This is a genomic window from Streptomyces sp. NBC_00448, assembly GCF_036014115.1.
GTDB lineage: Bacteria > Actinomycetota > Actinomycetes > Streptomycetales > Streptomycetaceae > Actinacidiphila.
This window is the reverse complement of sequence record NZ_CP107913.1, coordinates 2,155,485-2,178,060: the sequence shown is the minus strand read 5'-3', so window position 1 is coordinate 2,178,060 and position 22,576 is coordinate 2,155,485. Positions and strand designations below refer to the sequence as shown.

Genomic DNA, 22,576 nt, shown 5'->3' with positions numbered 1-22,576 from the left:
TCCGAGGGGTGGTCGCCGCCCCGTCCCGCCGCACCGCGAGTTCCGGGTCCGACGGGGGAGTGGGAAGCGTGTTCGGAATCATTCGGCCTTGCCGGCATCGGATGTCGGAGGGCATGGCGGCTTCATGGCTGGCGCATCTGTGCGGTCTGTGCCTCGCCTTGCGCGACGGACATGGGCAGTTCGCCCGTGTCGCTACTAATTACGACGGTCTGATCATCTCTGTGCTGGTGGAGGCGCAGTCCACGCTCACCGCCGACCAGCGACGCACCGCGGGGCCCTGCCCGCTGCGCGGCATGCGCACCGCGCCCGTCGCGAAGGGCGAGGGCGCCCGGCTGGCCGCGGCGGTCTCGCTGGTGCTGGCGTCGGCGAAGGTGCGCGACCATGTCGAGGACGGGGACGGCGCGTTCGGCCGCCGCCCCGTCGCTCGCGCGGCTCGCAAGGTCGCCCGCCGCTGGGACCAGGCCGGCGCGCGGACCGGCGGCGACCTCGGCTTCGACACCACGCTGCTGCTCGACGCGGTCGGCCGGCAGGGCGAGGTCGAAGCCGCGGCCGGGCCCGGCAGTTGCGTGCTGGCCGTCACCGAACCCACCGAGACCGCCACCGCCGCGGCCTTCGCCCACACCGCGGTCCTCGCCGGCCGGCCGGGCAACACCGCCCCGCTTCAGGAGGCCGGACGGCTGTTCGGCCGCCTCGCCCACCTCCTCGACGCGGTCGAGGACCTGGCCGAGGATGCCCGAACAGGCGCCTGGAACCCGCTCACCGCCACCGGCACCGACCTCACCGAGGCCCGGCGACTGTGCGACGACGCCCGCCACGGCATCCGGCTCGCCCTCCGTGACGTCGACTTCGCCGACACCGCCTCGGCCCGGCTGGCCCACACCCTGCTCGTCCACGAACTGGAACGCTCCGTGGACCGGGCGTTCGGCGCAGGCAACTGCCCGCACGGCCCGGCGGCGCAGGACGGCAACCCGTACACCGGGAACCCGTACACCGGCAGCCCCTACGCACCGGGTGCGCCGAACCAGCAGCCCTACCCGCCCGGGCAGCCGGGTGCACCGGGCGGCCCCGGAGGCTTCCCGCCGCCGCCCGAACCGCCGCGCCGCCGCGGCCTGCTCGCCGGTTGCCTGGTCTACACCGGCCTGTGCTGCACCTGCCGGCTGTGCTGCACCGACCACGAGGACGCCTGGACCGGCCGGCCGCGCGAGTCCTGGTGCAGTTCCTGTGGGGACTGCGCTGACTGCGGCGACTGCTGCCAGTGCTGCGAATGTGGCGACTGCTGCGATTGCTGCGACTGCGGGTGCGGGTGCGACTGCTGAATCGGGCTGCCGAGGGCAGAGGTGTGCGCCGGTGGCACCCGGCACCTGGCAGCCGCTCCGGCCTCGCGCCCCGGATGCCGCCGGGCCCCGCGCCCCGGATGCCGCCGGGCCCCGCGCCGAGAATCACCCCGGGCCCCGCAGCGGACCGCCCCGGCCACGCTGTCCTGCTCTTCGTCGATCGATCACATCGCGGTCCACTCCTGTCCTGAATCGCTGCCAGACTGAACGACATGCTGGAAACGTCGGCACGCCTGCTGCGTCTGCTCTCCCTCCTCCAGTCGCGTCGTGACTGGACGGGACCCGAACTTGCCGAGCGCTTGGAGATCACCGCCCGCACGGTCCGGCGGGACGTCGAACGGCTGCGTGCGCTCGGCTACCCCGTCCACGCCACCCCCGGCACAGCGGGTGGCTACCGGCTGGGTGCGGGCGCCGCCCTGCCGCCGCTGCTGCTCGACGACGAGGAGGCCGTCGCGGTGGCGCTGTGCCTGCGGACCGGCGCGGTCGGCGGCGTCGAGGGCATCGAGGAGACCTCGGCGCGGGCGCTGACCAAGCTGGAGCAGGTCCTGCCGTCACGGCTGCGGCACCGGGTGCAGGCGATGCAGGCCGTCACTGTGCGCCCCGCGCCCGCCACGGCGACGGTCCGCCAGGAAGTGCTGACCTCCATCGGCGCCGCCTGCCGGGACCGTGAACGGCTGCGGTTCGACTACCTCGACCACGGCGGCGCCGGCAGCCGCCGCACTGTCGAGCCCTACCGGCTGGTCCATCACGGCCGTCGCTGGTACCTCCTCGCGTTCGACACCGACCGGGACGACTGGCGGACTTTTCGCGTGGACCGGATCGAGCCCAAGTCGCCCACCGGCCCGCGCTTCACCCCGCGTGAACTTCCCGACGACGCGGCTTCCTATGTCGCCGAGGGCGTCACCTCCCGTGCCTACCGCTTCCAGGCCAGGGTGGTGCTGCACGCGCCCTTGGAGACCATCGCCGTACTCGCCTGGTCCGGTTTCGGCTCCCTCACGGCACGGGGGCCCGACACCTGCGAACTGACCACCGGATTCGAGTCAATGGACGCGCTGGCGATGTTCATCGGCATGACCGGGGTGGAGTTCGAGGTGAAGGAGCCACCCGAACTGGCCTCGCACCTGGCGACTGTGTCCGGCCGGCTGGCCCGCGCGGCGCGACGCGGAGAGCCGGGCGACGGACCCTAGTCCAGGGCGCCGCTCGTGCCGCCCTGCGTGCGGCCCCAGCCGTAGGCACGGTCGGCTCGCAGGCGTATGACCAGCCTCCCGTCGGCCACCATCGCCGCGCGGTACTCCTCCCAGTCCGGATGCTCACCGGCGATCGCTCGATAGATCTCGACCAACTCGTCGACGGTGGCGTCGTGCGGATCGGCGGCCACCGGGGTCAGCTCCGCCTCTCCCTCGGCGACCAGGTACGCGCCCAGGTCGGGGGTCGTGACATAGAAGCTCGCCCGCGGATCGCGGCGCAGATTACGGGTCTTGGCCCGGCTGTCGGTGGCCGAGACGCGGATGTACCGGGTCGATTCGTCGTAGATGAACGTCACGTTGGACAGCTGGGGCCTGCCGTCCTTCTTGAGGGTGACGAGCACTCCGTTCCGCTGTTCCTTGAGCAGGTCCAGCAGCGGGCTGGTGGCGGGGGCCGGGCTCATGATCGCTCCTGGGTGGGGTGTGGTGCTGACGGATACCGGTCGATTACTGCCTGTGCATGGGAAAACGCACCGTGACCGGTTGTTGTTCCTGCTCGAATGCCGAATCGCACGGATTCACTCTTCCGGGTGGCCGGAGTTTCGCGAGTCCGGCTCCGCCAGCGGAAATGCCATCACGGACGCCCCGATACCGACCGTGCCCGCGGCGTGCGGTGCCTGGGCGGCGTCGTGCAACTCGTCGAACAGCGCGGCCAGTCGCCGCCGGAAGCCGTCCCACACCTCCGGTGCCACCCACAACTCCAGGTCCGACGTGACGCCTTCCGCGTCCGGTGCCCGCCGCGCCGCGCGATCCCGCATGTTGTGGGCGAGCGCCTCCGCGAGCAGCGGGGCGGCCTCGTGCCGCTGGTCGGACAGCGGCGAGGCGTGCACCGCGCGATAACGCCGTTCCCTGCCGCCGCGGTTGGACCGCACCTCGGCGAGTTCGACCAGCCCGACCGCGTCCAGCCGGCGCAGGTGCTGACTGGCCAGAGCGTGCGATACGCCCAGTTCGCGGGCGAGTTCGGCGGCCGACAGCGGCACGTTCCAGACCAGGGAGACCATCCGCAGTCGCAGCGGGTGGGCCAGGGCGCGCAGGAGGGGGTCGGTCGCCGTCATGGGCCCATTACACCGTGCCGTCGGGTGACGCGCCGACTGCCATGTCGAGCAAGGGCCCTGCCGGAGTGGTGGAGGACGCGGGGGTTGCTCCCGAACTCCCAATCAATATATTGGGAGTCATGACGGTAAGAAGGGTCCTGGGGGACCGCACCGCGACCACGTGCCTCGGCGGGGTACTGGTCTCCGGATTCGGTGACTCGGCGATGATGCTGGTCGCCGGGATCTGGGTGAAGACGCTGACCGGCTCCGACAGCCTTGCCGCCGCGGTGACCTTCTGCGTGTGGGGGCCCACTCTGGTGGGCCCGGTGCTCGGCACCGTCGCCGACCGGGTGCGCCGACGGTCGCTGCTGATCTGGACCAACGCGGCCCTCGCCGCGCTGCTGCCGGTCCTCCTCGCAGTGCGCACCGGACGGGACGTGTGGCTGCTGTTCGCCGTGTTCACCCTGATCGGGGCCGCCTCGGTCCTGACGGACGCGGCGGAGGCCGGCATCGTCACCGCCGCGATCCCGCCCGATCTGCGCGGCGACTTCAACGGCCTGCGGATGACGGTGAACGAGGCGATGAAACTGCTCGCCCCGCTCGCCGGCGCCGGGCTCTTCCTGCGCTTCGGCGGCGGCTCGGTCGCCGTGCTCGACGCGGCCACGTTCGTGCTCGCCGCCCTCGCCTTCGCCGCGCTGCGGGTCCGGGAGCAGCCCCCCGCCCCGGCTGCGGGCGGTTGGCGCGAGCAGACCGCGGAGGGCATCCGGCACCTGCGGAGCGACAGGTTGTTGCTGCGGCTGGTGGCCGGCGGCGCCGTCGCGATGTTCCTGTCCGGGGTGAGCAGCGCCGCCATCTACGCGATGACGGATTCGGGACTGCACCGCCCGCCGGCGTTCGTCGCCGTTCTCTACGCGGTGCAGGGCAGCGGTTCGATCGTCGCCGGTGTGGTCTCCGGAGCGGTCATGCGCCGCCTGCCGGAACGCGTCTTCGCCGCCACCGGGCTGATGCTGTTCACCGCGGGTGCCGCCGTGCGGGCCGTACCGTCCCTGCCGGTCTGCCTCGTCGGGACCCTGGCCATCGGGGTCGGGCTGCCGTGGGTGATCGTCGCGGCCTTCACCACCGTGCAGCAGCGCACCGGTCCCGAACTGGTCGGGCGGGTGGCAGCCGCGGCGGGCACGGTCGTCTTCGCGCCGACCGCGGTGGCCGCCGCGGTCGGCGCCGGAATGGTCGCCGTCGTCGACTTCCGCGTACAGCTCGTTGCGGTCGGAGTCGCGGGCTGGCTGGCGGCCTGGTTCGTGCTGCTGCGTCGTCCCCGGACCGGCCTCGCGGAGGCGGAGGGCGTCCTTGCGCCCGATCCTGATCCCGTGCCTGGTCCTCGTCCCGTTTCCGGGTCCGGCTCCGAGACCGATTCCGGCACCGGTTCCGTTCCCGCCGCCGGGCCTGTTCCCGGGGCGTGAGCCCGCGGTCGCCGGGCTCGGTTCCGGGGACCCGCCGCCGCCGGGAAGCGTCCGTCCGGCGTCAGCGTCGGGGGAACCGGCGGCGGACGCGCTCCGGGCGGCGCGGACACGGTGAGCGGAGTGAGGGCATGTGCGAGGACCCTCGGCGCGTATGTCGACCATCGCCTCGGTGGCTGAGGCGCCCGGCTCTCGCACCATGACCCGACCGAGCCGAACCGCTGCGCCTTCGACGGAGGCCGGATCGGGCTCCGTCCCCGTTTCCGCCCCGGAACGTCGCCCCTCGACACCTTCGCGCCCCTCGTCACGTGTGGGGCGCTGAATGCGGCTCGACGGACTCGGCATATTGTGTGGGTATCTGCCGCTCATGGTCTCCGCCCGGTTCGTCGCGCCGAGGGAACGGGCGGGCTGGTCCTGTCGTCTGTCCTGGCTGAGAGCTGGTGGAGTGTGCGCGGTGGCGTCGAACTCGGCCCCGAGTCCCTGACGGTGCTCTCCCCGCCCGCTGAGACCTTCGCGGACGGCTGCGCCGCGGAACTGACCGCGCCTCTGCTCGGGTATCTGGAGTCCGTGTGCGCCTCGGACGACAGGTTGGGCGTGCTGATGCGCCATGCCCTGCTGCCCGGGGGGAAACTGCTGCGCCCGCTGCTCCTGCTGGAGACCGTCGCGGCGCTGGGCGGCGATCCGGGCGCGGCGCTGCCGGCTGCCGCGGCCCTGGAGATGCTGCACGCCGCCACGCTCGTGCACGACGACATCATCGACCAGGACGCGTTGCGGCGTGGCCGCCCCAGCGTGGCCGAGCGGTTCGGCCAGGCCGACGCCCTGGTGGGCGGGGACGCAATGATGTGCGCCGCGCTCGGGCAGGTCCGGGCGCTCAACTCCAGCGGTTACGGCTCGGAGCAGGCCCTCCGGGTGCTGGATGTGATCAGCACGGCCGCTGTCGAGGTCAGCCGGGGCCAGATGATGGAAGCCGATCTGGCCGGGCGCATGGACTGCGCCATGGCGCAGTACCTCCGGATGGTCAGGCTCAAGACCGGCGCCCTGCTCGACGCCGCGACCCGTGCCGCCGCCGTACTCACCGGTGCGAAGGCTCCGCACGCCCGCGCGCTGGCCCGGTTCGCCGACCATCTCGGGGTCGCGTTCCAGATGCAGGACGACCTGCTGCCGTATGCCGACGACGTCCGGGCGGCGGGCAAGCCCGCGCTCAGCGACCTGCGCAACCGGCGCCCGACCCTGCCGGTACTGATCGCCTTCGGCAACGCGGCTCCCCAGCAGCGTCTGTTGCTGCTGGACTTGTGGCGGCGGCCCGCGGAAGACGCCCAGCACGCCCTGGCCGAACTCCTGGAAGCGGGCGGTGCGCTGCGTGCCGCCCGGGCCACCGCGGCCGACCACCTCGCGGCCGCGCTGGCCGCACTGGAGGACCTGCCGCCGGGCCGCCACCGCGACCATCTCGCCGCCATGGCCGGATGTCTGGCCGCCCGGCGGTCCTGAACGTGTGATGCCCTCGGGCGGCATCGGTATGCCTTTGCCCCGCCGCCTTCCATCGACGCTCGCCGGCTCCTCGCTCGCCCGTGCCTCACTGCCCCGGCCCGGGGACCAGAGCGCCGCCGCCCGCCCGGTCCCCGTGACGCCCCGACCCTGCCGCCACGGGCAACCGCCGGCCCTCCAGCAGTCCGTGGCCCACGCCCTGCGTCCGAGGCGGTCGGTCCGCCGAGTTATGGCAGTCCCAGGGCGGCCCAGATCCCGCGGCGAGTCGCTCCGCCTCCCAGCGCAAGCGGTAGCCGCAGGTCGCCGTCTTCCACCGTCGCCGAGGAACCGCCCCGTAGGACGTCGTCGGCAGCAGGGGGTGAAGTGCGGGTGGTATGGGCAGGGACCGCGTGCCGCCCGAGCTCACCGGCACGCCGCCTACGGAGAGGGTCGACATTCTTCTGAGAACCGAACGCACAGACGCTTCACGCGGCTCTATGGTCAGGAGCTTCTCGACTCCCTCGTCGCCATGGGTGCTTGTTGGGGGGCGGCCGAGTCTGTTCGGCGCGGCATTTTTTACTCACGCGTAGCTAGTCAGCGGCTTTCTACTCATGCGTAACTTGTCACGAGTCCAGCAAAGTGATCCGGATCACACGCTGTTGGGTGTCGTTGTCGTGCCCACCTTCCCTGACCTGTGAGGAGATCACATGAGGCTGCCCTGGAGACGGCTTCTGGCCGTGTTCGCGCTGACGACCGTGATGGCGGTCGCGCCCACCGCTGTCGCCTCCGCGTCCGCCGGCTCCGCACCGACCAGCGGTTGGAACAACTACTCCTGCCGACCTTCCGCCCAGCATCCCCGCCCCGTCGTCCTGGTGCACGGCACCTTCGCCAACGGCACCGACAACTGGCTGGTCTTCGCCCCCTATCTGGTGGCGCGAGGCTACTGCGTCTTCTCCTTCGACTACGGCATGCTCCCCGGTGAGAACCTGATCGGCGGGCTGGGTCCGATCGCCGACTCGGCGCAGCAACTCTCCGACTTCACCGATCGGGTGCTGTCGGCCACCCACGCCGCCAAGGTCGACATCGTCGGCCACTCGCAGGGCGGCATGATGCCGCGCTACTACCTGAAGTTCCTCGGCGGCGCGGCCAAGGTGAACGCCCTGGTCGCCCTGGCTCCCGACAACCACGGGACCACGCTTGACAGGCTGACCGCGCTGCTTCCGTACTTCCCCGGTGCGGCCGACTTTCTCCAGGCCGATCTCCCCGGTCTCGCCGACCAGGTGGCCGGATCGGACTTCCAGCGCACGCTGAACGCCGGCGGCGACACCGTGCCCGGCGTGCACTACACCGTGATCTCCACCATCTACGACGAGGTCGTCACGCCGTACACGACGCAGGCGCTGTCCGGTCCGAACGTCCGCAACGTGGTGCTTCAGAACCTCTGTCCGGTCGACGTCTCCGAGCATGTCGCCATCGGTCTGACCGACCGCATCGCGTTCCACGAGGCGGCGAACTCGCTCGATCCCGCGCACGCGACCCCGACCACCTGCCTGTCGGCGTTCAGTTAGCCCAGGGCGGGGATATTCGCGAGCCGTCGGCCAGTGAAGCCTGCAATCCGATGCTCGTGGTCACCCAGAGAGCGGCCGGCTCCTCCGCGGGATTGGCGATCCCCAACGAGGAGCCGGGCGGGGCGACGGCGGCGTCGCCGGCCGTGAGGGTCCGGGTCTCCCCGTCGATGGTCAGCTGCAGAGAACCGGACAGGACGAGGAAGACCTCCTCGCGTGAGATCCGGTGTGCCGGCGCGGAGGAGGCGGCCGGCAACTCGCAGCGCCAAGCGCACAACTCCTCGCTGCCGCGGGCGGGCGATGCGTACGAGACGAAGCGGGCACCGTGCAACTCGTGGACCGCGGCGTCTGCGGCAGGGATGAAAGACATGACGAACCTCCTCCGGGCGCGGCCCGGCGTCGCTGGATGAGCAAGAAGCTTGCGCAATCTCCTTGCCTATATGTTCAAGGAGCTTGCGTTCTGTGTCAAGGTGATTTCGTGAAGGACTCCGATGCAATGAGCCTGACCGCCGCGCTGCTCGTCGCCGCCGGGTCGCTCGTCCAGGACATACACAACGGTGTGGTGGCGAGGGGTTTCACCGACCTGCGCCCGACCCACGGCTTTGTCTTCGCCCGGCTCGCCCCGGCCGGTGCGACGGTCACCGAGGTCGCCGAACACCTCGGGTTCACCCGTCAGGCCGCCAGTCAGATCGTGGACGAGCTGGAGCAGAAGGGGTACGTGGAGCGGCGGCTGCACCCGGACGACGCCCGTGCCCGGCTCGTCCTGCTCACCACCCGCGGTCGGCGCTGCACCGAGGCCGCCGAAGCGGCCGCCGCCGAAGCCGTGTTGCCCTGGGAGGAGATCCTCGGCGAACGCCGGCTGCTCACACTGCGGGACGAACTGGTACGCCTCGCGCCCACCGGACCGATCCGCCCCACGTGGTGAAGGCCGTTCGGCGGAGCCGCTGAAGGTGTCGGTGGTGGGTGGGAGGCTCTTCCCATGAGCATCGATGCAGACGCGCGACAGTACTGGGACGCCGCCGCCGACCACTTCGACGACGAGCCCGACCACGGCCTGCGCGACCCGGATGTCCGCTCGGCATGGGCGACGCGGCTGCGGTCCTGGCTGCCCGCGACGCCGTCCGACGTGCTCGATCTCGGCTGCGGCACCGGAAGCCTCGCGCGACTCGCGGCCGCCGACGGGCACCGGGTCACCGCGGTGGACCGGTCGGAGCGGATGGTCGCGCTCGCCCGCGCGAAACTCTCCGGCACGGACGCGCGGGTGGTCGTCGGTGACGCGAGCCACCCGCCGGTAGGGGGCGGTGGCTTCGACGTCGTCCTCGTCCGCCATGTGCTGTGGGCCCTGCCGGACCCGGGCGCCGTACTGCGGCGGTGGGCCGACCTGCTGCGACCCGGCGGGCGGCTGGTCCTCGTCGAGGGCCGGTGGGGGACACCCCCGGTCGGTATCTCCGCCGGCATCCTCGCCGAACTCGCCGCGCCGCTCGGCGGATCGACCCAGGTCGAGCAGCTCGGACACGACACGGCGCTGTGGGGGCAGGAGGTCTGCGACGAGCGGTACGTGGCGGTGGTCCGGCCCGCGCCCCGAGCCTCCCGCCGGCACACCGAGGTCGTCGACGTCCATCTGCTCCTGCTGGGCGGCGAGGACGTGCTGCTCGCCCGCCGGGACGGCACCGGCTACGCGGACGGCCTGCTGCACGCGCCGTCCGGGCACCTCGAGGACGGCGAGGACGTCAGGGCCGGGATGATCCGTGAGGCCCGCGAGGAGATCGGGCTCGAGTTGGCCGCCGGCGAGTTGGACGTCGCGATGGTGATGCAGCACCGGGCGCCTGACGGACGGGCCAGGATCGGTTGGTTCTTCGTCGCGCACCACACGACCGGCGACCCCGAGCCGGTCAACCGCGAACCGGACAAGTGCTCGGAGCTCGGCTGGTATCCGCTGGACGCGCTGCCCGACGACATGGTCGCCTACTGCCGGGCGGCGATCGACGGTTATCGAGCCGGACACCGCTTCCTGCTCCACCTGCACGAGAGCGGGGACGCCATCGCCTACGCCCCTGACGGCCCGGCCCGGGCGGTGCCGCTGGCAACCGCGGCTGTGCCAGTATCCGGCGTATGAGCCTGAAGATCACGATCGATCCGGACGCGACCACCGCCCCGTACGAGCAGGTGCGCGGTCAGATCGCCGAGGAGGCCCGTGCGGGGGTCCTCCCGGTCAACTACAAGCTGCCCACCGTGCGGGGGCTGGCCGAGCAGTTGGGGCTTGCGGCGAACACCGTCGCGAAGGCGTACCGCGCGCTGGAAGCGGACGGGGTGATCGAGACCCGGGGCCGCCACGGCACGTACATCGCGGCGGGCGACGCCAGGACCCGCGAGGTGGCGGACGCCGCGACCGCTTACGCACAACGGGTCCGCCGCCTCGGCCTGGACCGCGACGCCGCCCGCGCCGCGATGGAGGAGGCGCTGCGCGCGGAGTACGGCGAGTAGGCCGTCGTCAGAGGTAGAGGCCGCCTTCCACCTGGGGCGGCACGGTGAGGGTCGGCGAGGCGCCGCGGCGCAGGGCGTACAACTCGGCGAGGCTGGCCCCCTCGCGGCCGATGCCCTCGCTGGTGCCGAGCCACCGCACCGCCTCGTCCCGGTTCAGTGGGCCGACCTCGATGCGGGCAAGGCAGCGGCCGGGCCGCACGACGGCCGGGTGCAGGCGCTCCAGGTCCTCGTTGGTGGTGATGCCGACCAGGACGTTGCGGCCCTGGCCGAGCAGCCCGTCGGTGAGATTGAGCAGTCGCGACAGTGCCTGGCCGGTCTCGTGCTTGGCCTGGCCGCGGATCAACTCGTCGCAGTCCTCCAGCAGGAGCAGCCGCCAGCGGCCGCCCTCGCTGTCGTCCTCGCCGATGGCGATGTCCATCAGGTAGCCCACGTCGGTGAAGAGCCGCTCGGGGTCCAGGACGCAGTCCACCTGGCACCAGTCGCGCCATGAGCGCGCCAGGGTGCGCAGGGCGGACGTCTTGCCGGTGCCGGGCGGCCCGTGGAGCAGGAGCAGCCGCCCGGTGACGTCGTCGGCGGTCATCTTCATGAGGCCGTCCATGGCGTCGGCGACCGGCGCCGAGTAGTTGCCGCGCAGCTCGTCCCAGGTGCCGGCGGAGATGTTCCGGGTGGTGCGGTGCGGGCCCCGCCGGGGGGAGACGTACCAGAAGCCCATGGTGATGTTGTTCGACTGCGGCTCCGGTTCGTCCTCCGCGTCATCGACCGCCGACTTCAGCACCCGCTCGGCGAGTTCGTCGGAGGTCGCCGTCACCGTGACGTCGGCTCCTCGGTTCCAGCGCGAGACCAGGACCGTCCAGCCGTCTCCCTCGGCCAGGAGGGCGCTGCGGTCCTTGTCGCGCGCCTGCCGCAGCACGGACGCGTCCGGCGGCAGCAGGGTGAGACCCGGCTTGACGCTCTCCAGCGAGCTGCTGCGGGCGAACGGCTGCTGCCCGGAGGTGAAACGCCCCAGGAACAAGGCGTCGACGACGTCGGACGGCGAGTCGCTGTCGTCCAGCCGCAGATGGACGGGCAGGGCCTGGAACGGATCGGCGGCCGCGGCGGCCTTCCCGTCCGTGGCGGGGGAGGTGGGCGGCACGTGCCTCCTCGGTGGGCGGGATGTGGCGGACATGCGGCCCATGATCCGGCACGGCGGGGCAATCGCCCAGCGCTTTTCGGTCCGAGTCGGACTTCCGTACAGACGTCCAAACCCCTCGATAGGGTTGATTTGCCGCACAACTGTCCGGGGATGAATCCAGTGAGGTCGACGGGGGTCGGGTGGCGGCTTCACGTTCGCCGACGTCCGGAGCGTCTTCGCCGGTCACGAACCGTGTTTCCGGTGTCGCCCTGGCCGAACAGCGTGACGCTTCCGACAGACGTGACCTGCCACCCGGCCGCGGCGGGCGGTCGGACGGTTATCTGCGGGTTTTCCGTGCACGGGCACGTTGCGGCACTGTTCCCCGCACGCCCGTTCCCGTGCCAACGCCCTTGAACGGAAGGTGAATCGGGCGACAGAGGTGGACGGGGGATGCGCACGTGACGTGACGGGGCGATAGGGTTAGCCTGCCCGTGCTGGGTACCCTCGACAGGGTGGGGAGAGTCATGGAACAGATAGCGATGCACGGCAGGCCCAGAGTGCCTGCCATCAACTGCGGTACTACGGCGTCCAGTGCGCGCCTGGACCGGCATCTCTCGATACTGGCCGGCCCTGCCGTGCCACAGCGCGAGACCGAGGAAGCCACCGTGCTGTTGCGGGAGTTGACCTCGCGCGACACCGTGCACACCAAGACCAACAGGGGTGCTCGGGTGTCCCTCTTCGCGCCGTTGCGCCGACTGCGGAGGTCGCTCTTCGGCAACCGTCGTTGAATCACGAGCAGTTCGCGTCCGTCCTGCTGTCCTTATGGTGGGGTGCGTGCGGCCGTCCTCCCCAGCGGCCGCAGCAGACCCACTGCACTCGCAGTCACAGCAGGGCGAACTGCCCGTCCGGGCCTTCTTCGTGGTGCTCCAGTACCGAGGCCGGCCTCCGCCTGGCCGCAGGCACCGGAAGGATTCCGGCCGACCGCAGCGTCACCGCGCCCGCTGTCCCCGTCCTGTCGACGCCCGCAGCCGCCACCAAACGCGCGGTGAAGTCCCGCAGCTCTTCCCGAAGCTGGGCCAGTAGCGTCAGCACGCTGATCAGCTCCAGCAGTTCCGAGGTCGTGGCCCGGGTCCAGGCGGCCGGGCGCAGGGCCTCCAGCGACCCCGGCTCCCCGGCTGCGACCCGCCGCCCGTACCACGCCTCCAGCACCCTTACTCCGCCTGTGGTGGCCTCCCAGGCTTCGGGCGCCACAGGAGCCACCTGGCCGGTGCCGATCCACAAGGCGCGCTCCTGGGGGTCGTACCTCAGATCGTCCGGCTGCGGCCGAGCGGGCAGCGGCGCCCTGACATAGGGCCGGCTGCCGCCGGGCGGTCGCAGCAGGCCGGTATCGCGGCCCTGCGCGGGATCGGCGTAACGGGTGCCTCGGGTGTGCAGCCACAGGGATCTGCGGCCCAACGCGGTTCCTTCATGCCACTGCTCCGGAGTGCGGGGGAGCGGTACGGCGCAGCCGCGGTGGCCGGGGCGGGCCACGGCGGCGATCCAGGCGAGCATGTCCTCGGCGGTGACATCGGTGCCCAGACGGGAGGCGAGCCAAGGGGTCAGGCCCGGCGCGACGTTCGGGTCGCGGCCGCCGGGACGCCGGTACAACGGCCGGATCAGGGCGGGCTTGCCGGCCGGTGAGCGTCCGTCGGGCAGCAGGGCGCAGAAGGCCACCGCGGCTTCCTCGGCGTCCGGCAGCGGGCTCTGCTCGATCGCGAAGACCTGCCGGTCGTCGGCGATCCGCCACAGTTCGGGCCGGGCGACGTCGATCAGCCGGTGGTCGGGTATCAGCCACTGCTGGTCGAAGGGTCCGTGCTGGATGCGTACCGGCTCCGGGCAGCGGCCGTCCTCGCGGGCGATCGCGGTGGTGGGGGTGTGGTGGCCGGGGAGTTGGGCGACCGGGGTGTGCGGGCCGCGGGCGCGGGTCGGGTGCAGCAGGGCGGTTCTGGCGGCGTCGTCCTGCGCGGCGGTGAGGAGTGTCCAGCGTGCTCGCAGGCAGGCGGGCTCGGGTGCCATCGGCCAGCCGCGGCCGATGCGCAGCGGGCGTACCGACCATGGCATCAGGTCGTGCAGCAAAGGCGCGTCATCGCTCACCGCATGCATGCTACTGACGGCCCTCAGGGTGCCTCCATCGTCACGGTGAAGGAGAACCGGTCGCCGCGGTAGTGAATGCGCACCACGTCGACGGCGCGGCCGGTCTCGTCGTAGGTCACACCGGTGTAGTGCAGTATCGGGCTGAGCAGCGGTACTTGCAGCAGGCGGGCGGTGTCCGGAGCGGCCAGCCTGGCCTCGACGGTGTCGGTGATCCGGCTGATCCGCACCCCCAGCACATCGCGCAGGACCTTCGTCATCGGCCAGCGCTCCAGGTCGGCGAGGTCGATACGAGCGGCGAGTTCGGGACGGACGTGGTTCTCGGCCCAGTTGGTGGGCTCGCCGGACTCGTCATGGCGCAGCCGCCGGAAGAAGACGGCCTCGGTGAGGTCGGGGAAGCACTCGGTCACTTCCGGAGGCAGGGCGGCGGGGCCGTGCGCCAGGATCGTGGTGCGCTCCCCGGACTGCTGGGCGACGATGGCGTCCACCGAGCCGAGGAGTTTCACGGGCGCTCCACGCAGCGCGGCCGGTTCGATGAAAGTGCCGCGCCTGCGGTGCCGGGATATCAGGCCCTCGGTCTCCAGTTCCTTCAGTGCCTGGCGCATGGTGAGCACGCTCACTCCGTAGTGCTGGGCGAGATCCTCCTCGGTGGGAAGGCGCAGCGGGGCGTCCTGTCGTCGGCCCAGTATCGAGGCGCGCAGGGACTGCGAGACCTGGTACCACAGCGGCAGCCTGCGGTTGAGGACCAGCGAGTCGGGGGCGAAGGCGTTCACGGTCGGAAGTTTCTCTCAAGGCCCTCCCAGACCGCGTCGTATTGCTCCTGCCGGTGCCCCGCGCCCAGGGCGAACTCGGTCGGCACCACCGGCCAGCGCGTCTCGAACATGAACGCCAGTCCGTCGTCGATTTTCTGCGGGCGCAGTTCCGCGGCGCTCGCCCGGTCGAATGTCGTGCGGTCCGGGCCGTGCGCGGACATCATGTTGTGCAGCGAGGCGCCGCCGGGGACGAAGCCCTCGGCCTTCGCGTCGTACGCCCCCTCGACCAGGCCCATGAACTCCGACATCACGTTCCGGTGGAAGTACGGAGGGCGGAAGGTGTCCTCGCCGACCAGCCATCGAGGTGCGAACACCACGAAGTCGGCGCCCGCGAGCCCCGGGGTGTCCGACGGGGAGGTGAGGACGGTGAAGATGGACGGGTCGGGGTGGTCGTAGCTGATCGATCCCAGGACGTTGAAGCGGTGCAGGTCGTAGAGGTAGGGCACGTGGTTGCCGTGCCAGGCGACCACGTCGAGCGGGGAGTGGTCGTAGACGGCCGCCCACAGGTTGCCGCCGAACTTGTTGACCACCTCGGTGTCCTCCTCGCGGTCCTCGTAGGCCGCGACCGGGGCGAGGAAGTCCCGGGCGTTCGCCAGGCCGTTGGCACCGATCGGGCCGAGGTCGGGGAGCTGGAAGGGGCGGCCGTAGTTCTCGCACACGTAACCGCGGGCGGTCGGATCGAGGAGTTCCACCCGGAAGCGGACGCCGCGCGGGATGAGCGCGACGTGACCGGGTTCGGCCCGCAGCACGCCGAGTTCCGTACGCAGGAGCAGGGCGCCTTCCTGGGGGACGATCAGGAACTCGCCGTCGGCCGAGGAGAAGACGCGGCGGTCCATCGAGGTGTTCGCCGCGTACCAGTGGATGCCGATGCCCTCGCGGCGCAGCACGTCGCCGTTGCCCCCCACGGTGACCAGGCCCTGGACGAAGTCCGTGGGTTCGCCGGGGAGCGGGAGCGGGCCCCAGCGCAGCCGGTTGGGGTCGGGCTCCACGTCGTGGAACGGGGCGCTGCGCAGCGCCCCGTTCGGCACGCGGCGGAACGGGGGGTGGGCGGCGGACGGGCGGATGCGGTAGAGCCAGCTGCGGTGGTTGTGCGACCGGGGCTCGGTGAAGGCGGTGCCGCTGAGCTGCTCGGCGTACAACCCCAAAGGGGCCCGCTGCGGAGCGTTGCGCCCCACAGGGAGGGCGCCCGGCACCGCCTCCGTGCTGTGTTCGTTGCCGAACCCCGGCTGGTAGTCGAGGTCATTGTCGTCGTCGCTGTGCCTGGTGCCTTGCAACTCCATGCTCCACTCCCCGCCTTGCCGTCGTGATTCCTATGCTGAACCATAGGAATCACGACGGCAAGCCTCACCGCTCGCCTGTGGAAAACTCCGCGGCCGGGATGCGCGAGGCCAGTGCGCGTATCGTCGTCGCGGCGATCACGGCGTGGCCGCGCGCGGAGGCGTGCACCCGGTCGGCGCTGAACAGGTCGCGGTCGGCGGACGCCGGGTGCCCGTGCATCTGCACGACCAGGGCTCCGTGCCGGTCGGCGACCTCGCGGGTCACCTCGTTGAGCACCTCCACGCCCTTCTCCAGCGGTCCGCCGCGCAGTTCGGGTATGGCGTCGACGACGTTGGCGAGGGCATAGACGAAGAGTGTGGTGCCGGGCGCGCCCAGCGTGTCGAAGAGCCGGTCGAGTTCCGACGCAAGGGCGCGCGGGTCGAAGCCGGGCAGCAGCAGGTCGTTGCCGCCGCAGACGACGCCCAGCAGGTCGGGGGAGAAGGCGGCCGCGGGTTCGGCCTGTTCGGCGCGGACCTGCTTGGCGGTGAGCCCGCGCCTGCCCAGATTGAGGTAGGCCAGGTCGGGCACGGACCGGCGCAGCGCTCGGGCGAGTCGATCGGCCCAGCACGCGGTGCGGTAGCCGGGCACCGGATCGCCCAGGCCCTCCGCGAGGCTGTCCCCGACGACCGCCAGGCGCCTCCAGGGCGCGCCGTGCAGGACGGCGTCGCTCTCGGTGTCGCTCATGCAGTGCGGGTCGGTGGCTTCGCGCTCGAAGTCCTGGGCGCCGTCCACGGGAGGTGCGGTGTCGAAGGGCGGGAGCGGGTCGGCGGTCATGTCAGGACTCCTTGCCTGTGGACATGGTGCGGGACATGGCGAGGCCGACCACGGCGGAGGCGCCGGCCAGCAGCACGCAGGCCAGGTAGACGTCGCGGAACGCCTGCGGGCTGCCGAGCCGGTGGGTCGCGATGATCGCGCCGGTGGCAGCGGCACCGAGCGCGCCGCCCAACTGGCGCGCCGTGGTGCTCATTCCGATGCCTGAGGCGAACCGTGACGGCGGCACGGAGGTGGCGGCCGCGGTGGACAGGGCGGTCAGCGTCGCGCCGAACGCCGCACCGCCGATCAGCCCCATCGGCAGCCAGAGGGTCAGGAAGCTTGGTTCCGAACCGAGTTGCTGCCAGGTCCACACGCTCACCGCCGCGAACGCAGCCATTGCCGCGCCGATGACGAAGGGAAGCTGATGCGGCTTCGCCCGCTTGCCGACGACGACGGCTGCCAGCGCGGAGGTCAGGGCGCCGGGCGTCACCGCGAAGCCGGCCTTGAGCACCGAGTAGTGCCAGACGGTGGTGAGGAAGAGCGGGCCGCTCAACAACCAGGCGAAGAGGGCCGCGCCGGTGAAGGCGGACGCCGCCGACGCCACCGCGAACGTGCGGTTGCCGAAGAGGCCGGTCTCCACCGCCGGCGCGGGGTGGTGCGCGGAACGCCCCAGCGCGAGCGCGCCCAGGACGGCTCCGCCGGTCGTGGTGCCGATGGTCGCAGCGGAACCCCAACCCCAGTCGCTGCCCTTGGTGAGTCCCAGGACGAGCAGGGCGATGCCGGCGGTGAAGGCGGCGGTGCCGAGCGGGTCGGGCGGCTTCTGCCCTACGTCGGCGCGTTCCGGCAGACCGCGTATGCCGGCCGCCACGAGCGCGATGCCGACGGGGACGTTGATGAAGAAGACGGAGCGCCATCCGAAGACGTCGACCAGGACACCGCCCAGGGCCGGTCCGGCCGCGGAGGCCATCGAACCCGCCGCGCCCCAGGCGCCGATCGCCGCGGCGAGGCCGGCAGGCGGGGTGGTGGCCAGCAGCAGCCCCAACGCCGCCGGGATCATGCCCGCCGCGGCTGCTCCCTGCAGGGCGCGGGCGGCGATCAGGAACGGCAGGTCGGGCGCCGCCGCGCACAGCGCGGACGCGACGGTGAACGCGGTCAGCGAGAGCAGGAACACCCGCTTGCGGCCCAGGGCATCGGAGATCCGGCCCATCGGGGTGAGCAGGGCGGCGAAGAGCACCGCGAAACTGCTCACCACCCAGGACAGGTCGGAGATCCGCTCCGACGGAAACGAGGTGGCCAGGTCCGGGAAGGCGACGTTGACCACAGTGGTGTCGAGGAACGCGATGAAGGTGGCGCCCGCGCTCAACAGCAGGACGAGACCGGGCCGGAAGCCGCCGGCCGGTGCGCCGCGCGGCGGGTCGGCCGGCGTGTCGGTGCGGGAAGGGGGCTGGGGAGAGACGGGTGAAGCAGACGGGGTGGACGAGGCGGGTGAGGACATGGCCGTCCTTAGCCTTGCAGGGCAGATACATACTTGCGGTACGGAACATACATACCGAAGGTATGTATGTGTCAAGCGATGGCCTTGGCTAGGGTGGAAGCGGGCAAGGCAGCCGGTTCGATCGGCGGGCAAGAGTGGGAGGCAGGCCGTGGCGGGACCCAACGCAGGCGGAAGCGCACGGCGCGCCACCGGACAGGCGCGCGGCGTCGACGGCGACACCGTCTCGACGGCGCCGCGCCAGCGTCAGCGCGAGCGCTCCGACGCCACCGTCGACGACCTGGTCACCGCGGCCCGAACCCTGTTCGCCGCCGACGGGTACGGGGCGACCTCGCTGGACGCCGTCTGCGAGCGGGCCGGAGTCACCAAAGGCGCGCTCTACCACCACTTCGCCGGCAAGCGAGAGCTGTTCGGCGCCGTGTACGCGCGCGAACAGGAAGGACTCGCGGCCGCCATCTCCGCCGCCTACCTCAAGGTCGCCGACGACCCGTGGGAAGCGGTCTTCGCCGGCGGTCGCGCCTATCTCGAAGCCTCGCTCGATCCCGAAGTCCAGCGCATCACGCTCTTCGACGCGCCCGGTGCGCTCGGCTGGGAGACGATGCGCACACTCGGCGTCGACTGCCGCGAGTTGACCCTGCGGGGGGTGGCTCGAGCGATCAGGAAAGGGGCGATCCCGGACCGCCCGGCCGACCCCCTCACCTCGATGCTCTACGGCGGCCTCAGCGAGAGCGCGATGGCGGTCGCCCGCGCCGACGACCCGCGGGCCGCGCTCGCGGAGACCCTGGACGGCCTGCGCAGGCTCTTCGACGCCATCGCAAGGGGCTGAACCGCCGTGCCCGGGCCGGAAAACGTCCGCGGCGCACTGCGCCGTGCTCCCGTCCAGCGCCGCAGCACCGAACGCCTCGCCCGCATTCTCGACGCGTGCGCCCGCGAACTCGACGAAGGCGGCTACGAACGGCTCAGCACGCGCGCGGTGGCCGCGCGTGCGGGAGTGCCCATCGGCTCCGTCTACCGCTTCTTCTCCGACAAGCGCGCCATGACCGACGCGTTGGCCCATCGCAATCTCGACGAGTTCCTCGACCGCACGGCGGCGCGGCTGGCCGAGCCGGACGCCGGGACGGACTGGCGTGCCGCCGTCGACGTGCTGGTCGAGGAGTACACCGCGATGAAGCGGACCGCGCCCGGATTCGCGCTGGTGGACTTCGGCGTGCCGGGCGAAACCAACCAGGACCTCGCCGACCGGTTGCCGGCGCTGCTTGCCGACCGGCTCACCGTGGACCCGGCCGACCCGCGCTTGCGACTGGCGCTCACCGTTGCCGTCGAGGCCGCCGACGCCGCGATGCAACTCGCGTTCCGGACCACTCAAACAGGTGATTCGCGCGTGATCGCCGAGGCGAAAGTGCTGGTCAGGGCCTATCTCGGTACCGTGCTCGAATAGCGAACCAATTTTCGACGGGTGGCGGTGCCTACCGCCGGGTAGGTCGTTGTCGGAGCCACTCGGCACCCGTCGGGCGTGATCGACGAGGGTCGGCGAAGGGCGCACGTGGCCATCCATCACCTACGCGAACCCGGGGCCGCCGGGCAAGCACTGGTCATTAAAAACTATCGGCGCTAGTTTGGGCACTGGGCGCAGAGCAGCGATCTCGGAGGGCAGCGTGGACGGCAGGACGGATACGGCAGGCGGTGGCGAGCAGGTCCACCAGGGGCGCGACGAGCTCTACGTCGACGGGCGCTGGCGGCCCGCGGCGGCCGACGGGCGGATCGACGTCGTCAACCCGGTGACCGAGCAGGTCATCGCCCAGGTGCCGGCCGGCGACGCCCGGGACGTGGACGCGGCGGTGCGGGCGGCTCGGCAGGCGCTGCCCGGATGGGCGGCGACCGCACCCGGCGAACGCGCGGCGGTGCTCGCCGCGGCGGCGGAGCTGATGGCCGAGCGCCGCGACGAGATCGCCGCGACGATCGCCGCCGAACTGGGCGCGCCGCCCGCGTTCGCGACCGCGGTGCACACGGACATGCCGACCGCGGTGATGGGGCTGTTCGCCAAGCTTGCCGCCGAGCACTCCTTCGAGGAACGCATCGGCAACTCCCGGGTGCTGCACGAACCCGTGGGTGTGGTCGGGGCCATCACGCCGTGGAACTACCCACTGCACCAGGTCGTGGCCAAGGTGGCGCCCGCGCTCGCCGCGGGGTGCACCGTGGTCCTCAAACCGGCTGAGGACACTCCGCTCGTGGCCCAGCTGGTGGCGGAGATACTGGACGCGGCGGGCCTGCCCGCCGGGGCGTTCAACCTGGTCACCGGCCTCGGCCCGGTCGCGGGCCAGGCGCTCGCGGAGCACCCGGACGTCGATCTCGTGTCGTTCACCGGGTCCACCGCGGTGGGCAGGCGGATAGGTGCGGCGGCCGGCGGCGCGGTCAAGCGGGTCGCGCTCGAACTCGGCGGCAAGTCGGCGAACGTGATCCTGCCGGGCGCGGACCTGGCCCGCGCGGTCAATGTCGGTGTGGCGAACGTCTTCGCCAACTCCGGGCAGACGTGCAGCGCCTGGACCCGGATGCTGGTGGACGCGGCCCGCTACGACGAGGCGGTCGAACTGGCCACGAAGGCCGCCGCGAAATACGTGCCCGGCGAGCGGCTGGGCCCGGTGGTCAACGCGAAGCAGCGCGACCGGGTCCGCGGCTACATAACGAAGGGCGTCCAGGAAGGCGCCAGGATAGCGGCCGGCGGCAGCGACGCGCCCGACGACCTGACCACCGGGTACTACGTGCGCCCCACCGTCTTCGCGGACGTCGCCCCCGATATGACGATCGCCCAGGAGGAGATCTTCGGCCCGGTGGTGGCGCTCATACGGTACGAGGACGAGGAGGACGCGCTGCGGATCGCCAACGGCACGGTTTACGGACTGGCCGGGGCGGTGTGGGGCGCGGACGAGGCGGAGGCCGTCGCGTTCGCCCGGCGGATGGAGACCGGGCAGGTCGACATCAACGGCGGGCGGTTCAATCCGGCGGCGCCCTTCGGGGGCTACAAGCAGTCGGGAGTCGGGAGGGAGTTGGGCCCGCACGGGCTGGCCGAGTACCTCCAGACCAAGTCGCTGCAGTTCTGACCTTCCGGGTCCCCGCCCTGGGGTGCCGACCCTCCCTGGCTGCCGCCAGCCGGGTCCGCCCCTGGCACCCGCCAGCCAGGTCCCGCCCCTGGGTCCGGCCGCCCCCGGGTCCCCGCCCCCGGGTCCTGGCGCCCGGGAAAGCCGACAACTCGACAACCTTCGCAAGCAGCCCAGGAGACACCGTGGTCCGCGCCGCCGTACTGCCCGAAGTGAACGCCCCGCTGGTGGTCACCGACATCGAGTTGCCGCAGCCCGGGCCCGGCCAGGTGCGGGTGAAGCTGGCGGCGGCCGGGGTGTGCCACTCGGATCTGTCGCTGTCCAACGGCACCCTGCGACAACCCGTGCCCGCGGTGCTCGGCCACGAAGGGGCGGGCACGGTCGTGGAGGTGGGGGAGGGCGTCGCGCACGTGGCGGTCGGCGACCGGGTGGTGCTCAACTGGGCTCCGGCCTGCGGGTCCTGCCACTTCTGCGGGCTCGCCGAGCCGTGGCTGTGCGCGAACGCGGGCGCGGCGGCGGCGGCACCGTACGCGACGCTGGCCGTCGACGGGAGCGAGCTGTACCCGGGTCTGGGTACCGCGGTGTTCGCGGAGGAGACGGTGGTGGCGGCGAACGCGGTACTGCCGCTGCCGGAGGGGGTGCCGCTGGGCGATGCGGCGCTGCTCGGTTGCGCGGTGCTGACCGGTTACGGCGCGGTGCACCATGTGGCGGGGGTGCGGCCGGGGGAGTCGGTCGCCGTGTACGGAGTCGGCGGGGTGGGCCTGGCCGTTCTGCAGTCGGCCAGGATCGCCGGGGCGGACCGGATCATCGCGGTCGATGTGGCTCCGGGCAAGGAGGAGTTGGCCAGGGCGGCGGGTGCCACGGACTTCGTGGTGGCGGGTGAGGACACCGCCAAGCGGGTCCGCAAACTCACGGGAGGCTACGGTGCCGACGCGGCCGTCGAGTGCGTGGGCCGCGCCGACACGATCCGTACCGCGTGGTCGTCCACCCGGCGCGGCGGGCGGACCGCGGTCGTCGGTATCGGCGGACAGGATCAGCAGGTTGCTTTCACGGCGCTGGAACTCTTCTACTTCGGCCGTACGTTGTCCGGTTGTGTGTACGGCAACTGCGACCCGGCGAAGGATCTCCCCGTCCTCGCCGGGCACGCACGCGAAGGGCGGCTGGACCTCTCCGCTCTGGTCACCGACCGCATCGGCCTCGACGGCATACCGGATGCCTTCGAGGCGATGACTGCCGGGCGCGGCGGCCGGGCCCTGGTGGTGTTCTGACCGGCCGGGGTAGCCGGAC

Annotated in this window: 22 protein-coding genes; 13 read left to right on the top strand and 9 right to left on the bottom strand. The window is 71.9% G+C overall.

The features are described 5' to 3' along the window. Positions 1–68: 68 nt before the first annotated feature. Both OG370_RS09265 and OG370_RS09260 read left to right on the top strand, forming a co-directional pair. On the top strand, positions 69–1,316 hold the full coding sequence (locus tag OG370_RS09265; RefSeq protein WP_328462461.1) for a DUF5685 family protein: 1,248 nt from the start codon (positions 69–71) through the stop codon (positions 1,314–1,316). Between the two features lie 230 nt (positions 1,317–1,546). Beyond that, positions 1,547–2,521: a helix-turn-helix transcriptional regulator gene (locus OG370_RS09260; RefSeq protein ID WP_328462459.1), complete on the top strand. Its 975-nt coding sequence runs from the start codon at positions 1,547–1,549 to the stop codon at positions 2,519–2,521. Here OG370_RS09260 and OG370_RS09255 read toward each other — a convergent pair. Together OG370_RS09255 and OG370_RS09250 are read right to left on the bottom strand one after the other, a co-directional pair. Further along, positions 2,518–2,982 (bottom strand): PPOX class F420-dependent oxidoreductase, encoded by a 465-nt coding sequence (locus OG370_RS09255; protein WP_328462457.1) that lies wholly within the window; start codon positions 2,980–2,982, stop codon positions 2,518–2,520. The genes OG370_RS09260 and OG370_RS09255 overlap by 4 nt on opposite strands. A gap of 114 nt (positions 2,983–3,096) precedes the next feature. After that, positions 3,097–3,633 carry an ArsR/SmtB family transcription factor gene (locus OG370_RS09250; protein WP_328462455.1) on the bottom strand — a complete coding sequence of 179 codons (537 nt, stop codon included), beginning with the start codon at positions 3,631–3,633 and terminating at the stop codon, positions 3,097–3,099. A gap of 119 nt (positions 3,634–3,752) precedes the next feature. Here OG370_RS09250 and OG370_RS09245 point away from each other — a divergent pair, with 119 nt between their 5' ends. From OG370_RS09245 to OG370_RS09235, 3 genes are all read left to right on the top strand, one after another. Next, the gene (locus OG370_RS09245; RefSeq protein WP_328462453.1) at positions 3,753–5,069 is read left to right on the top strand and encodes an MFS transporter; all 1,317 of its coding nucleotides are present in this window, start codon (positions 3,753–3,755) and stop codon (positions 5,067–5,069) included. A gap of 444 nt (positions 5,070–5,513) precedes the next feature. Further along, positions 5,514–6,554 (top strand): polyprenyl synthetase family protein, encoded by a 1,041-nt coding sequence (locus OG370_RS09240; RefSeq protein ID WP_328462451.1) that lies wholly within the window; start codon positions 5,514–5,516, stop codon positions 6,552–6,554. Between the two features lie 683 nt (positions 6,555–7,237). Then, complete coding sequence (locus OG370_RS09235) at positions 7,238–8,098, top strand: esterase/lipase family protein (protein WP_443060636.1); 861 nt, start codon at positions 7,238–7,240, stop codon at positions 8,096–8,098. On the opposite strand, the gene OG370_RS09230 is transcribed toward OG370_RS09235, so the two are convergent. Then, complete coding sequence (locus OG370_RS09230) at positions 8,091–8,465, bottom strand: cupin domain-containing protein (protein WP_328462449.1); 375 nt, start codon at positions 8,463–8,465, stop codon at positions 8,091–8,093. The two genes, OG370_RS09235 and OG370_RS09230, sit on opposite strands and share 8 nt — an antisense overlap. A gap of 108 nt (positions 8,466–8,573) precedes the next feature. Between OG370_RS09230 and OG370_RS09225 the strand changes: the two genes are divergently transcribed. The 3 genes from OG370_RS09225 to OG370_RS09215 are packed head-to-tail and all read left to right on the top strand — an operon-like array spanning position 8,574 to position 10,579. Next, complete coding sequence (locus OG370_RS09225) at positions 8,574–9,020, top strand: MarR family winged helix-turn-helix transcriptional regulator (RefSeq protein ID WP_328462447.1); 447 nt, start codon at positions 8,574–8,576, stop codon at positions 9,018–9,020. Positions 9,021–9,074: 54 nt separating this feature from the next. Further along, the gene (locus tag OG370_RS09220; RefSeq protein ID WP_328462446.1) at positions 9,075–10,211 is read left to right on the top strand and encodes a methyltransferase domain-containing protein; all 1,137 of its coding nucleotides are present in this window, start codon (positions 9,075–9,077) and stop codon (positions 10,209–10,211) included. Further along, positions 10,208–10,579, top strand: a complete 372-nt coding sequence (locus tag OG370_RS09215) for a GntR family transcriptional regulator (protein WP_328462445.1) — start codon at positions 10,208–10,210, stop codon at positions 10,577–10,579. The genes OG370_RS09220 and OG370_RS09215 overlap by 4 nt, the downstream gene beginning before the upstream one ends. 7 nt (positions 10,580–10,586) lie before the next feature. On the opposite strand, the gene OG370_RS09210 is transcribed toward OG370_RS09215, so the two are convergent. Beyond that, on the bottom strand, positions 10,587–11,753 hold the full coding sequence (locus OG370_RS09210; protein ID WP_443060635.1) for a DUF5925 domain-containing protein: 1,167 nt from the start codon (positions 11,751–11,753) through the stop codon (positions 10,587–10,589). 461 nt (positions 11,754–12,214) lie between these two features. Between OG370_RS09210 and OG370_RS09205 the strand changes: the two genes are divergently transcribed. After that, positions 12,215–12,478: a hypothetical protein gene (locus OG370_RS09205; protein ID WP_328462442.1), complete on the top strand. Its 264-nt coding sequence runs from the start codon at positions 12,215–12,217 to the stop codon at positions 12,476–12,478. Positions 12,479–12,572: 94 nt separating this feature from the next. Here OG370_RS09205 and OG370_RS09200 read toward each other — a convergent pair whose 3' ends face one another. The 5 genes from OG370_RS09200 to OG370_RS09180 all read right to left on the bottom strand — a co-directional run bounded on the left by OG370_RS09200 (position 12,573) and on the right by OG370_RS09180 (position 18,197). After that, a complete protein-coding gene (locus OG370_RS09200) occupies positions 12,573–13,832 on the bottom strand; it encodes a type ISP restriction/modification enzyme (RefSeq protein ID WP_328462440.1) in 1,260 nt (419 codons plus the stop codon). A 14-nt stretch (positions 13,833–13,846) separates the two neighbouring features. Further along, positions 13,847–14,593, bottom strand: a complete 747-nt coding sequence (locus OG370_RS09195; RefSeq protein ID WP_328462438.1) for a GntR family transcriptional regulator — start codon at positions 14,591–14,593, stop codon at positions 13,847–13,849. Continuing rightward, positions 14,590–15,912, bottom strand: coding sequence for a homogentisate 1,2-dioxygenase (gene hmgA / locus OG370_RS09190; RefSeq protein ID WP_328462436.1), 1,323 nt, complete (start codon positions 15,910–15,912; stop codon positions 14,590–14,592). The genes OG370_RS09195 and hmgA overlap by 4 nt, the downstream gene beginning before the upstream one ends. 64 nt (positions 15,913–15,976) lie before the next feature. Continuing rightward, positions 15,977–16,723 carry an SGNH/GDSL hydrolase family protein gene (locus OG370_RS09185; RefSeq protein ID WP_328462434.1) on the bottom strand — a complete coding sequence of 249 codons (747 nt, stop codon included), beginning with the start codon at positions 16,721–16,723 and terminating at the stop codon, positions 15,977–15,979. A 1-nt stretch (position 16,724) separates the two neighbouring features. Further along, on the bottom strand, positions 16,725–18,197 hold the full coding sequence (locus tag OG370_RS09180; RefSeq protein WP_328462432.1) for an MFS transporter: 1,473 nt from the start codon (positions 18,195–18,197) through the stop codon (positions 16,725–16,727). Positions 18,198–18,345: 148 nt separating this feature from the next. On the opposite strand from OG370_RS09180, the gene OG370_RS09175 reads away from it, so the two are divergent. From OG370_RS09175 to OG370_RS09160, 4 genes are all read left to right on the top strand, one after another. Beyond that, positions 18,346–19,020, top strand: coding sequence for a TetR/AcrR family transcriptional regulator (locus OG370_RS09175; RefSeq protein WP_328462430.1), 675 nt, complete (start codon positions 18,346–18,348; stop codon positions 19,018–19,020). Between the two features lie 6 nt (positions 19,021–19,026). Further along, on the top strand, positions 19,027–19,632 hold the full coding sequence (locus OG370_RS09170; protein WP_328462428.1) for a TetR/AcrR family transcriptional regulator: 606 nt from the start codon (positions 19,027–19,029) through the stop codon (positions 19,630–19,632). Positions 19,633–19,849: 217 nt separating this feature from the next. Further along, complete coding sequence (locus OG370_RS09165; RefSeq protein WP_328462426.1) at positions 19,850–21,292, top strand: aldehyde dehydrogenase family protein; 1,443 nt, start codon at positions 19,850–19,852, stop codon at positions 21,290–21,292. 182 nt (positions 21,293–21,474) lie between these two features. Next, positions 21,475–22,557, top strand: coding sequence for a zinc-binding dehydrogenase (locus tag OG370_RS09160; RefSeq protein ID WP_328462424.1), 1,083 nt, complete (start codon positions 21,475–21,477; stop codon positions 22,555–22,557). Positions 22,558–22,576 lie beyond the last annotated feature (19 nt).